The 12,214-nt window shown below is 62.7% G+C and carries 10 protein-coding genes; 3 read left to right on the plus strand and 7 right to left on the minus strand.

The features are described 5' to 3' along the window. Positions 1-11 precede the first annotated feature (11 nt). The 7 genes from BBB56_RS13025 to BBB56_RS13055 are packed head-to-tail and all read right to left on the minus strand — an operon-like array spanning position 12 to position 8,312. A complete protein-coding gene (locus BBB56_RS13025) occupies positions 12-1,148 on the minus strand; it encodes an amidohydrolase (protein WP_199756239.1) in 1,137 nt (378 codons plus the stop codon). Continuing rightward, positions 1,145-2,257 carry an alkylhydroperoxidase domain protein gene (locus tag BBB56_RS13030; protein ID WP_123801376.1) on the minus strand — a complete coding sequence of 371 codons (1,113 nt, stop codon included), beginning with the start codon at positions 2,255-2,257 and terminating at the stop codon, positions 1,145-1,147. Before BBB56_RS13030 ends, BBB56_RS13025 begins: the two co-directional genes overlap by 4 nt. Further along, positions 2,254-3,264: a putative FMN-dependent luciferase-like monooxygenase gene (locus BBB56_RS13035; protein ID WP_123801377.1), complete on the minus strand. Its 1,011-nt coding sequence runs from the start codon at positions 3,262-3,264 to the stop codon at positions 2,254-2,256. Before BBB56_RS13035 ends, BBB56_RS13030 begins: the two co-directional genes overlap by 4 nt. Continuing rightward, complete coding sequence (locus BBB56_RS13040; protein WP_123801378.1) at positions 3,261-4,874, minus strand: dipeptide ABC transporter ATP-binding protein; 1,614 nt, start codon at positions 4,872-4,874, stop codon at positions 3,261-3,263. Before BBB56_RS13040 ends, BBB56_RS13035 begins: the two co-directional genes overlap by 4 nt. After that, on the minus strand, positions 4,871-5,725 hold the full coding sequence (locus BBB56_RS13045) for an ABC transporter permease (protein ID WP_123801379.1): 855 nt from the start codon (positions 5,723-5,725) through the stop codon (positions 4,871-4,873). The genes BBB56_RS13040 and BBB56_RS13045 overlap by 4 nt, the downstream gene beginning before the upstream one ends. After that, a complete protein-coding gene (locus BBB56_RS13050; RefSeq protein ID WP_199756240.1) occupies positions 5,722-6,666 on the minus strand; it encodes an ABC transporter permease in 945 nt (314 codons plus the stop codon). Before BBB56_RS13050 ends, BBB56_RS13045 begins: the two co-directional genes overlap by 4 nt. Before the next feature lie 14 nt (positions 6,667-6,680). Further along, a complete protein-coding gene (locus BBB56_RS13055; RefSeq protein ID WP_123801381.1) occupies positions 6,681-8,312 on the minus strand; it encodes a TIGR04028 family ABC transporter substrate-binding protein in 1,632 nt (543 codons plus the stop codon). 327 nt (positions 8,313-8,639) lie between these two features. On the opposite strand from BBB56_RS13055, the gene BBB56_RS13060 reads away from it, so the two are divergent. The 3 genes from BBB56_RS13060 (at position 8,640) to BBB56_RS13070 (ending at position 12,209) form a co-directional block, all read left to right on the plus strand. After that, on the plus strand, positions 8,640-9,641 hold the full coding sequence (locus BBB56_RS13060; protein ID WP_123801382.1) for an MsnO8 family LLM class oxidoreductase: 1,002 nt from the start codon (positions 8,640-8,642) through the stop codon (positions 9,639-9,641). Positions 9,642-9,657: 16 nt separating this feature from the next. Beyond that, a complete protein-coding gene (locus BBB56_RS13065; RefSeq protein WP_123801383.1) occupies positions 9,658-10,815 on the plus strand; it encodes an amidohydrolase in 1,158 nt (385 codons plus the stop codon). An 80-nt stretch (positions 10,816-10,895) separates the two neighbouring features. Then, positions 10,896-12,209 carry an LLM class flavin-dependent oxidoreductase gene (locus BBB56_RS13070; protein WP_123801384.1) on the plus strand — a complete coding sequence of 438 codons (1,314 nt, stop codon included), beginning with the start codon at positions 10,896-10,898 and terminating at the stop codon, positions 12,207-12,209. Positions 12,210-12,214 lie beyond the last annotated feature (5 nt).

Consider the following 12,214-nt stretch of genomic DNA (forward strand, 5'->3'; position numbering starts at 1 on the left):
CCTTTTGTTTGTCATGCGCTGGCCACGATATCCAGCGCGCGCGGCGCCAGCTGAGTGAAATACTCTACCGCCGACGCGATAACGCCCTCATCCGGATCGAAGCCGGGATGATGCAGGCCGAACTGGCTGGCGCTGCCGATGCTGACAAACGCGCCCGGTACCTGATGCAGATAGAACGCGAAGTCCTCGCCGCCCATCTGCGGCGTTCCGCGCTCGGTGCGGAAACCCTGCGCCTGCGCCAGCTCCAGCGCGAAGTCCGCCCAGCCGGGGGTATTGACCAGCGCGGGCGGCCCGGCAATCCACTCCAGCTCCGCTTCCGCGCCAAAACCGGCGGCGATACTGCCGATCAGTTGACGCATCTTATGCGGCATCGCCTCGCGGATCGCGCTGTTATGCGTGCGCACCGTGCCTTCCAGCTCCACGCTCTGCGGCAGCACGTTCCAGCTATTGCCCGCGGTAAAGCGCGTGACGCTCAGGACCACCGACTCCAGCGAACTAAACACCCGGCTCGGCAGAGTCTGCAACGCGGTGACGATATGGCTGCCCGTCACAATCGAATCAATACCTTCATGTGGCCGCGCCGCGTGCGCGCCTTTACCGTGAATACGTATGACAAAACGATCGACGTTGGCATAAAAGGCCCCGCCGCGAGTGCGCAGCGTGCCGAGCGGCAGATCCGGCGCGTTATGCATGCCGAAAATCGCCTGCACGCCGTCCAGCGCTCCGGCGTCGATCAGCTGCTGCGCACCGTTAAAGGTCTCTTCCGCCGGTTGAAACAGAATGCGTACCCGACCCGGCAGTTGCGATTCCTGCTGGCGCAGACGATGCGCCACGCCGAGCATCACGGCGGTATGCAGATCGTGACCACAGGCATGCATCACCCCTGGCTGCCGGGACCTCCACGGATGGTCGACCGCTTCGTCAATCGGCAGGGCGTCAATATCAGCGCGCAGCGCAATCAGCGGCTCGCCGTGACCGATCTCCGCCACCACGCCGGTTTTTAGCGGCAGCGGCAGCAGGCGAATATCGCCCTGTTGCAGCCAGCGCGTAATCCGTCCTGTGGTCTGAAATTCCTGATTCGACAGTTCAGGATGCTGATGCAGCTCGCGCCGCCAGGCGATCAGTTGTTCAGAGAGAGACATGGTTATCCTTGTGTATCAGCGGGCAGAAAGGGTTCGCCAAGGGTGAGCATCAGACGATTGGCCCAGGCGAAGAAAGCGGTGGACTGGATCAGATCAAGCAGCGCCAGCGTATCCAGACCCTGCGCGCGCAGCGCCTGAAGCTGCGTCAGACTGGCCGCGGGGGGCGTTACGGAGAGCGCGGCGGCGAACTCGATTTCCGCCGCCCAGCGCGGCGACTGCCCATGCGCCAGCGCCGCGCCGGGCGCGACGTTAAGCAGTTTTTGCACCGCATCGTTATCTTTAGAAAGCTGCGACGCCTTGCGCGCGTGCACCGAGGCGCAGTAGATACAGCCGTTGATCTTGCTGACCACCGTCGCGGCCAGTTCCCGTTCGGCGCGCGGCAGGCCGCCCGGAGTATAAAAAATCCCTTTGTCGGTCAGGGTTCGCTGCTCCAGCACCGGCTGGTTACGCGCCAGCAGGCGAAAATAGTCAGAGTCGCTGTGGCCGAAGCGCGCCAGGAGGGCCTGCTCGTCGGCGTCGAATTCCGCCAGCGGTTTCGCCGCCAGCCAGGGTTCCCAGCCCAGCTCCGCCTGGGTAAAGGCGGTCAGCGCCGTCTGGCCGCTGGCGGTTCGCGCGGCGGTATGCCAGCGGCCCGCAACGGCGGCGTGGGGTTCACTGCCCGTTTCACTGCCCTGAAGCAGACGCAGACCCGCCAGCAGGCGGCTCTGGAAACTGACGAACGCCACCAGCTGCGCCAGCGTAACCACGCCGCGCGCGCTCCAGCCCGCGTCGCGCAGCGCCTGAATATGTTCCGGCGCGGCCGCGACGGGTTCTTCAGTCAGGCGTCTGGCGAAATCACGCGCCAGCCGCTGACGATCCGCGTCATCCAGCGGCTGAAACGCCGGATGCGCTCTGTAGTGCGCGCGCAGTTTTTCCGCGCCGTGCCAGTCAGCCACCTGCGCCGCCAGCGCGACGCGCTCGACCAGCGGAAAATCGCTGTCCTGCTGGCTGAACAGCACATCATAGCTGCCCTGCGTATGTCGGGTTGCGGCATCGCGCGTGGCGCGCGCCTGCGCCAGCTCGCTGGCGGGATCGATGTCGGCCAGTTCAGCCAGCAGGTCGTTGGATTGAGTCATGATCTCTCCTGAGGTGTGAGCGTGCGCAGCCAGGGCGCAATCTGTTCGGCAATAAGTTCGATAGAGCGCAGCGTGTCGGCGGGCGAAGGTTCAACCGAGTGCACCTGAAATGAAATATCCGTTACGCGCGACAACACCGAGTCCTGCGCCAGGGAGGCGCGCACCGTGACAGCGTCACCGACATGCGCATCGAACTGGGCGAAGAGATCGTCCAGCGATTCCCCGCGCAGGGCGTGGCCAGCCGCGCGATACTGCTGCGCCTGACGGCGGATGCCGGGTTCGGCGATGCGACGCGCATAGCCATCCGAATCGGCGATAAAGGCGGTGCGCGAGGCCAGAATGCGTGGCGCGACGCCCGCTGGCAGCGCGTCCAGATAGGCATCAATAATGGGATTCTGGATCGCATCCAGCGGCAGCCCGGCCTCATCCGCCGGACGCGGCTGAGTGCGTGACAGCATTAAACCGTGTCCGTCCGCCCCGGCGCGCGCTGCGCCTGCGGCGGAAAAGGTCGCGATCCAGACGCGGTTCGCCAGCTGCGGCGCGGCGGGGTAAAGATGATTGTCGGGATGCGCCAGCGAATCGCCTCGCCAGGCGCTGAGCAGCTGGTGCAGGTTGTCGGCAAAGGCCTCGGCGCGCTGGTCAAACGTCAGGCCGAACGGCAGAAAGGAGTCTGGCGTGCCGCCGGAACCCAGTCCGATCTCCAGACGGCCATTCGCCAGGAGATCCAGCACGGCGGCATCTTCCGCTACGCGCAGGGCATTCTCCATCGGCAGGGTGATGATGGCGGTGCCGAGGCGAATAGAGCGGGTATGAGCCGCGATATGCGCCAGAAACACCAGAGGCGCGGGCAGGCCGCCTTCTGCTTCGTGAAAATGATGCTGGGCAATCCAGGCGCTGTCGAAGCCGAGCCGCTCGGCGTGCTGGATCTGCTCGGTCGCCAGGCGGTAGCGCTGCTGCGCAGGCGCCTTATCCAGCAGTCGGGTAAAAAAACCAATGCGTCGCGTCATGCGGAAGCCCTCATTCGCGGAGAAAACTGGGGGATCGCGGCGATGAGTTCACGGGTATAGGCGTGCTGCGGCGCGGTAAAAAGGGTGACAACGTCACCGCTTTCCACCACGCTGCCCGCGCGCAGCACCGTGACGCTATCGGCCAGATGGCGTACCGTCGCCAGATCGTGCGTGATAAACAGATAGGTCAGACCCAGTTCATTCTGAAGCTGTTGCAGCAGCTGCAATATCTGCGCCTGAACCGTGACGTCGAGCGCCGAGGTGGCCTCATCAAGCACCAGAATTTCAGGGTTAAGGATCAGCGCGCGCGCAAGGGCAACGCGCTGGCGCTGGCCGCCGGAGAGTTCGCGCGCGCTGCGCGACAGGATCTCCTCCGGCAGCGCCACACGGGCTATCACCGCCTCGACCCGTTTACGGCGCTCGGCGGCGCTGAGTTTCTCGAAATTGCGAAGCGGCTCTTCAACGATCTGCAACAGCGTCTGACGCGGATCGAGCGAGGCGAAAGGGTTCTGGTAAACGAACTGGATCTTACGCCGCAGCTGGCGCAGCGCCTCGCCGCGCAGCCCGCCGACAGAGAGACCATCCAGCGTCACGCTACCGCTGTCGGCCTGTTCAAAACCCAGCAGAATGCGCGCCAGCGTGGTTTTACCGGAGCCGGATTCGCCGACCAGCGCGTGCGTCGAGGCGCGCGCCACCTGAACACTGACGTCGCTCAGCGCCTGAAGCCGCTGGTTTTTACCCAGCGCAAAGGCTTTGCTGATGTTGCTGGCGCGGATCGCCGGCGCGGCTTGCCGTTCGGGCAGGCGGCGCGAATGCGCGCGCGGCGCCGCGTCCTGCAACAGCTGACGGGTATAGGCGTGCTGCGGCGCGCTGACCAGCTGCGCCGCAGGGGCCGTTTCCTGAATTTCGCCGTGCCGAAACACCATGATGCGGTCTGCGCGCTCGGCGGCTAACGCCAGATCGTGCGTAACAAACAGAACGGCGGTGCCGGACTCGCGGCGCAGGGCGTCAAGCAGATCGAGAATGCGCTTTTGCACCGTCACGTCGAGCGCGCTGGTCGGCTCGTCGGCGATAATAATATCCGGGCTGAGCGCCAGCGCGATGGCGATCAGCACGCGCTGCTTCATGCCGCCAGACAGCTGGTGCGGATACTGATCGATGCGCTGCTGCGGATGGCTGAGACCCACGCGCGTCAGCAGTTCCACCACGCGACTGCGTCGCTGTTCGCCGTTAAGCGCGCTGTGCAGGCGCAGGATTTCATCCACCTGCGCGCCTATGGTTTTGACCGGGTTGAGCGAGTTGCCGGGATCCTGCGGCACCAGGCTGATACGCACGCCGCGCAGCCGGTCGAGACGCTGCTGCGGCCAGTCGGCAATATTCTCGCCGTGAAGACGAATTTCACCGCCGTCGCGGCGGCCATTCTCTGCCATCAGGCCGATAATCGCCTGCGCGGTGGTGGTTTTGCCGGAGCCGGATTCGCCGACCAGCGCCACCATTTCCCCGGCCTGAAGCGAGAAGCTGACGTCGTGCACCACCTGACGCCATTGATGCCCGCTGCGATAGCTCAGGCTGAGATGTTCAACCCGCAGCAGCGGCGTGACAGCGCTCATCGGCGGCCTCCTGCAAGCTGAATACTGATGCGGTTGGCGGCCAGCACCACGGCGATCACCAGCAGGCCGGGAAAAGTGGTCAGCCACCATGCGGTAGAGAGATAGTTACGGCCTTCGGCGATCAACAGCCCCCATTCGGGAGCGGGCGGCGGCGTGCCGTAGCCAAGAAAGCTCAGGGTCGAGAGCGCCAGAATCGCCTGACCAAACTGAAGCGCGGCAAAGGCGATAACCGGCGTCAGCGCGTTAGGCAGAATATGGCGACGCAGCACGGCGAGAAAGGTGCCGCCGCTGCCAAAGGCCGCCTCGACATAGTCACTGTGGCGAATGCGCACCACTTCGCCGCGCGCCAGACGGGCGAAACTGGCGATGGAGGCGATGCCCACCGCCAGCGCGGCGTGCAGCGTGCCGAAGCCGAGCAGGATCAGCATGCTCAGCGACAGCAGCAGGGAAGGAATAGCCAGCAGCACATCCACGGCGCGCATAATCAGCGTCTCGATTTTGCCGCCGCTTGCGCCCGCCAGCACGCCGAGAAGAGTGCCTGCCGTCAGCCCCATGGCGACGGCAATCAGCGCGGCGGAAAGGGACGCCGACGCGCCGTAAACCATGCGCGCCCAGAGGTCGCGCCCCAGCTGGTCAGTGCCGAGCCAGTGTCCTGCCTGCGGCGCAAGGCGCTGCGCCCCGGCAACGCCTTCGGTGGCGCTGTAGTGGGTGAAGAGTCCCGGCGCGATGGCCGCGCCGATCGCCAGCAGCACGACCAGCCATGCCAGCCACAGGCCGGGCTGAATGCGCAACGCGGCGCCTTTAGTCTGGGAGGGCGCGCGGCGCGCGCTGGCGTAATCCACAAGGCTCACAGGGTACCTCCGGCAACGGATTTCAGACGCGGATCAAAGAGCGGCATCAGCAGATCCACCAGCAGGTTGATAACCACAAAGGCCAGCGCGGAGATCATGACGATGGCCTGCAATACGGCGACATCCTGATTATTTACGGCCTGCTGCGTCAGCTGGCCAAGGCCGCCGAGTCCGAATACGGTTTCGGTGATCAGCGCGCCCGCGATTAATTCCCCAAGCAGCAGCCCGGCGATGGTCAGGACCGGCAGCATGGCGTTGCGCAGCACGTGACGCCACAGCACGCGGCTTTCGCTTGCGCCTTTGGCGCGGGCCACCGCCACAAAGGGCTGGCTAGAGACGTCATCAATGCTGCGCAGCAGGATCTGCGCCAGCGGCGCGGAGATCGGCACGGCGACCGCCACAATCGGCAGCAGCAGCCCCTGCCACGGCGAGGGGTTGATCACCGGGATCCAGCGCAGCTGGAAGGAGAACACCTGAATCAGCGCAATGCCGAGCCAGAAGGTCGGAATGGAGATAAAGAGCGCTGGGGCTGACTGCAACAGCGAACGCAGCGCGCGCAGCGCAGGCTGACGCGACAGCGCCGCCAGCGTAAAAGCCAGCAGCACGGCGAGCAGGAAGCCGCACAGCGCCAGGCGCAGCGTGCCTGGCAGATTATCGGCAATCTGCGCGCTGACCGGCACGCCTGCCTGCACCGAAAAGCCAAAGTCGCCGCGCAGCATGGCGAGCAGCGTATGCAGATACTGCTGCCACAGCGGGCTGTCCGCGCCGTAGGCAACACGCATTTCGGCAATCTGCTGCGGGCTGAGTCCGAGATCCGGGTTCTGAAACTTAATCAGCACCGCGTCGCCGGGCAGTACCTGCAACAGCACAAAGGAGAGGGTAAAGGCCGCCCACAGTACCAGCAGCCCCGTACCCAGCCGATGCAGCAGAGAGTGTCGCATCATTCACCCCCGTCTTAGTGTTTTTCCAGCCAGGCGCCGTAAAACGCCGGACGACCGACCGCTTCAAAGCGCACGCCTTTCAGCCAGGGCGCGCCGGCGAATACCTGCGGCTCTTCGAAAATCGGAATGACGTAGGCGTTATCCAGCAGATAGCGCTGCGCGTCGCCGGTTAGCTGTAGCCGCTTCGCCGGGTCGACTTCGGCAGAGATCGCCAGCAGTAGCGCGTTGAGTTTATCGTCGCGGAACTGTTGTACCTTGTCGCTGGAGCCGCCTTTTTGCAGCAGCGCGTCGCGGTTGGCGGGATAGAACTGGCTTTTGACCACGTCAGGATCGGCGCGGCCAACCTCCGAGACGGTAAGCGGCGTTTTCAGCGGATCGAGGTTGTCGAGCGTCTTGCTGCCCGCATCGCCGGCTTTTACCGTCAGCGCCACGCCGACCTGACGCCACTGCTGGGCGATTAGCTGCAATACCTCTTTATTCTGCGGCTGCGGCAGGGATTCATAAACCGTCAGCGCCAGCGGTTTGCCCTCTCTGGCGCGTATGCCGCTGGCGTCCGCTTTCCAGCCCGCCTCGTCCAGCAGCTTTTTCGCCTGCTCCGGATCGAACTTCAGCTTGTCGCTGAGATCGACAAAACCCGCCGCGCTGGCGGCAATCACCGATTTGGCCTGCGGATAGTTGGGTGAAAACAGGGTATCGACCACCTGCTTCGCATTGGTGGCGTGTAGCAGCGCCTGACGCACGCGAATATCGCTGACCAGCGGGTTATCAGGACGGAAGCTGATGCTGTCGTTCACGCCGCGCGTTGGGGCGGCGTAGATCGGGAAGTTCTGATCCTTCGCCTGTTTTTCATCATAGGCCTGTGCCTGCCGGATAATATCTGCCTGACCGGCCAGCAACGCGCCGATACGCACGCTGTCTTCGGGCGTGACGATGATTTTAATGCCGTCGAGACTGGCGGGTCCCTGATGGCGTCCGTTTTTCGGTCCCCAGTGATAGTCTTTACGCGCGGTCAGGTCGACTTCGCGGCCCAGCTTTTCATCACTCACCACAAACGGCCCTGAACCGATAATATGGCGCGCATCGCCAAGCTGATCGAAATTACGCGCCAGGGTACTCAGCGACACTAAACCGGAACCAATGGTGGCGGTGCCCTGTAAAAAACCGGGGGAAGGTTTTTTAAAATAAAACTTAACCGTCAGCGGATCGATGACTTCGCTGTGGTCGTAATTATTAATCACCTCCGACACCGGCAGACGCTGCGCTTTATTTCCCAGACCGTAGGTGTCGAAGTTTTTTGCGACCGCGTTCGCATCTAAAACCGTGCCGTCGGAAAAGGTCACGCCGGGGCGAATTTTAAAGGTGTATTCGGTTTTATCGGCGTTGCTGCTCCAGCTCTCTGCGATCCAGGGTTCAACCTGCAAGGTTTCGGGATTCTGCCAGGTAAGCTTGTCGGTAATCTGATTAAGGATGCCGCCGTTGGGATAGAAGCCGCCAGCAGGCGGATAGAGATTGGTGTGCGCCTGCTGTTCAAGATAGATCAGCGTGCCGCCTTTCACCGGCGTTTCTGCCGCGTGAACCGTGAGACTCCCTGCAAGCAGAGCAAACGCCAGTGCGCGCGGCAGCGGCGAAAAACGAAATCGCGTCATGTTAATTCCTTTGTTATCAACCGCCTTTAACGGCGATATTCATCATCGGACGCGGCGCGAGGCAAATGAACCAACGAATTGCGCAAAGCTTATGTAAAAATAACAATAAGCCGCTCAGTGAAAAGAAGATTAATTTCTCCTGCGCCTGAAAACTATTTTTCTTTCCTTGATCTGCGAGGCTGAATATAAGGCCGCTATAAATTTGTTATCGGTAAAATAAATTTCGCTATGCCATTTTCCTCCATCCCTTTTTCATATTTGTTGTTTTACGAACGATTAACCTCGCCTCACACTGAGTCGCAACTGGATATAAGTGAGGAAGGGTGAATGTCATATCGTCTGAGTCTGTTGGATAAATCGCCGATGCTCGCCAATGAGCCGGCCAGCAGCGCGCTACAGCGCACCTTGCAGCTGGCGCAACAGGCGGAACGCTGGGGCTATCACCGTTTCTGGCTGGCCGAACATCACAATAGCGCGCAGCTGGCGAGTCCGTCGCCGGAAGTGCTGATCGCCTGGATCATCGCGCAGACGCAGCATATTCGCGTCGGCTCCGGCGGCGTGATGCTGCAACACTACAGCCCCTATAAGGTGGCGGAAAACTTTAATCTGCTGGCGTCGCTGGCGCCGGGCCGTATCGACCTTGGCGTCGGCAAAGCGCCGGGCGGGCTGCCGCTCTCTACCCGCGCGCTTCAGGCGGGTGTGGATGCACAGGCTAAAGGCAGCTTTGCCGATCAGCTGAAGCAGCTTGGCCAGTGGCTCGACGCGCCGCCGCAGCCTGCGGCTGACGACGAAGAGACGCTGCGCGCCACGCCGCTGCCGCCGCGTCCGGCGAACCGTTTTCTGCTGGGCGCGAGCGAAGAGAGCGCCACGCTCGCGGCGCAGCAGGGCTGGCAGCTGGTGTTCGCCGCGCATCTCAACGGCGATCGTCAGCTAATGGAGAACACCCTCGGCACCTACCATCGCCTCAGCGGCCAGCGCGCGCTGGTGGCGGTGCAGGTGGTGGTGGCCGACTCCCCGGCGGAAGCGGATCTGCTGGTCAAGGGGCTGCGCCACTACCACGTTAAGGTCAACGGCGGCCAGGGCGTCAATGTCGCCAGCCTTGAACAGGCTGAACGCTACGTGCGTCAGGGCGGCTTTACCGACTATGTGATCGAACCCCGTACCCCGTCTCTGCTGAAAGGCACCGCTGCGCAGGTGCACGCCCAGCTTGATGCGCTGCATCAGCACTATGGCATCGACGAGTTTGTTATCGATACGCCCATCGCAGAGCCAGGCGCGCGCGCGCGCTCGCTGGAGCTGCTGGCGACACATCTTCTCGTAGCGGCCTGATCTGGCGGAGACAACCATGAGCACCTCCTTTGAAACTCAGCTGATTGCGTGGCGTCGCGAACTCCATACCTGGCCAGAGCTGTCCGGCAAGGAAGAGGCGACCACCGCGCGCCTGCGCGCATGGTTGCAGGCGGCGGATATCAGGCTGCTGGACTACCCGCTGAAAACCGGTCTGGTGGCTGAAGTGGGTCAGGGCGACGCCCTGATTGCGCTGCGCGCCGATATTGACGCGCTGCCGGTGCATGAGTCCAGCGGCGTATCATTTCACTCGCGTCATCCCGGCGTGATGCACGCCTGTGGGCACGACGTGCATAGCGCAGTGATGCTGGGCGCGGCGCTGTTGTTGAAACAGCAGGAGGCGCAGCTTAACGGCCGCGTGCGTATTCTGTTTCAGCCTGCCGAAGAGATTGCTGCTGGCGCGCGTCAGTTTATCGACGCAGGCGTGCTGGACGGCGTGCAGGCGATTTTCGGTATGCACAACGAGCCAGGCTTGCCAACTGGCGTGTTCGCCACGCGCGGCGGCGCATTCTACGCCAACGCCGATAAGTTTATTATCCGCGTCAACGGCAAAGGGGCGCACGCGGCGCACCCGGAAGAGGGCGTGGATACCATCGTCGCCGCCAGCCAGATTATTCAGGGGCTGCAAAGCCTGACCAGCCGCAGCTTTAATACCCTCGATAGCCTGGTGCTGAGCATTACGCGCATCGACGCGGGAAAAACCTGGAACGTGCTGCCCGGCAGCGTGGAGTTTGGCGGCACCGCCCGCACGCACGATCGCGAGGTGCGCGCCGGGCTGGAGGCGCGCGTGCGCGCGCTGGTTACCCATTTCGCCGAGGCGGCGGGCGCGGAGGCGACGCTAAGCTGGCACGCCGGCCCGCCGGTACTGGTCAACGATCCGCACTGGGCGCACTTTTCCAGCGAGATCGCTGAACAGGCGGGCTATCGCGTGCAGACCGCCGATCTGCATCTTGGCGGAGAAGATTTCGCCTTCTATCTGCAAAAACTGCCTGGCGCCTTTGTCAGTATTGGCAGCGCCAGCGCATCTGGCCTGCATCATGCCGCTTTTAATCCCGACGAGGCGCTTATCGCTCCCGCCGCGCGCTACTTCGCACAGCTGGCCCAGCAGGCGCTGGAACAGCTTAACGCGCGATGTCGCGACGCCATTCTGACCTGATCCCCTGAACGAGACGGCCTACGCACGCAGCGATCCGCCGTGCGGCAGGCGTCGCTGTCACAAAAAACAGAGAGCACATCATGACCACAAGAGAGCTTCGACTGGGTACCATTTTACATGGCGCGTCCGGCAATATGTCCGCGTGGCGACATCCCGCCGCGCAGGCCGACGCCAGCATTAGCCTGGAGTATGCAAAACGCATCGCGCGCAAAGCGGAAGAGGGCAAGCTTGACTTCCTGTTTGTCGCCGATGGTCTCTATATCAATGAAAAATCGATTCCTCATTTCCTTAACCGCTTTGAGCCGCTGACGCTACTGTCGGCGCTGGCGGGCGCGACCGAGCATCTGGGGCTGGTGGGCACGGTGTCTACCTCCTACAGCGAGCCTTTTATTACCGCGCGCCAGTTCGCCAGCCTCGATCATCTGAGCGGCGGCCGGGCGGGCTGGAACGTGGTGACCTCGCCGCTGGAAGGCTCGGCCAAAAACTTTTCCCGCAAGCAGCATCCGGAACATGCGCTACGCTACCGCATCGCCGATGAGTACCTTACCGTGGTGAAAGGACTGTGGGACTCCTGGGAAGAGGGGGCCTTTGTCCGCGATAAAGCCAGCGGCCAGTTCTTTGACCCCAGTAAGCTGCACGCCATCGATCACCACGGCGATTTTTTCCAGGTGGCCGGACCGCTGAATATCCAGCGCACGCCGCAGGGCCGCCCGATCCTGTTCCAGGCAGGCGCCTCTGAAGATGGTAAAAAGCTGGCGGCGCGTCATGCCGACGCCATTTTTACCCATCAGGCGACGCTGGAGGAGGCGCAGGCCTTTTACCGCGACGTTAAGCGCCAGCTGGTGGAAAACGGCCGTCAGCCGAACGATTTGCATATTTTTCAGGGCGTCAGCGTGATTGTCGGCGACAGCGCCGAGGATGTGGAGCAGCAGTACCAGACCACCGCCGCGCTGGTATCGATTCAGGATGCGCTCAACTATCTGGGGCGCTTCTTCGACCATCACGACTTTTCCCAGTATCCGCTGGACGAACCCTTTCCTGAGCTGGGCGATATCGGTCAGAACAGCTTTCGCAGCACCACCGACGAGATCAAGCGCAAGGCGCGTCAGCATGGTCATACCCTGCGTCAGGCTGCGCTGGAAGCGGCGACGCCGCGCCCGCTGTTTTACGGCACGCCGGAACAGGTGGCGGACGGTCTGCAACACTGGTTCGACAACGGCGCGACCGACGGCTTCATCATTCAGGGCGGCACGCCCGATACCTTTGAGCGTTTTGTCGATCGCGTGGTGCCGGTATTACAGGCGCGCGGCCTGACGCGACGCGACTATCCCGGCACAACTCTGCGCGCCAGTCTGGGCCTTGCAGAACCGGCTAATCAATTTTCACAACGTTAAGAGCA

The organism is Candidatus Pantoea deserta (genome assembly GCF_003813865.1).
In the GTDB taxonomy this organism is placed as follows: domain Bacteria; phylum Pseudomonadota; class Gammaproteobacteria; order Enterobacterales; family Enterobacteriaceae; genus Pantoea; species Pantoea deserta.

Bases quoted from the DNA above. Each gene is read 5' to 3' on its own strand.
- BBB56_RS13030 (WP_123801376.1), bottom strand. From the start codon at position 2,257: ATGACTCAATCCAACGACCTGCTGGCTGAACTGGCCGACATCGATCCC.
- BBB56_RS13035 (WP_123801377.1), bottom strand. From the start codon at position 3,264: ATGACGCGACGCATTGGTTTTTTTACCCGACTGCTGGATAAGGCGCCT.
- BBB56_RS13040 (WP_123801378.1), bottom strand. From the start codon at position 4,874: ATGAGCGCTGTCACGCCGCTGCTGCGGGTTGAACATCTCAGCCTGAGC.
- BBB56_RS13050 (WP_199756240.1), bottom strand. From the start codon at position 6,666: ATGCGACACTCTCTGCTGCATCGGCTGGGTACGGGGCTGCTGGTACTG.
- BBB56_RS13055 (WP_123801381.1), bottom strand. From the start codon at position 8,312: ATGACGCGATTTCGTTTTTCGCCGCTGCCGCGCGCACTGGCGTTTGCT.
- BBB56_RS13060 (WP_123801382.1), top strand. From the start codon at position 8,640: ATGTCATATCGTCTGAGTCTGTTGGATAAATCGCCGATGCTCGCCAAT.
- BBB56_RS13065 (WP_123801383.1), top strand. From the start codon at position 9,658: ATGAGCACCTCCTTTGAAACTCAGCTGATTGCGTGGCGTCGCGAACTC.
- BBB56_RS13070 (WP_123801384.1), top strand. From the start codon at position 10,896: ATGACCACAAGAGAGCTTCGACTGGGTACCATTTTACATGGCGCGTCC.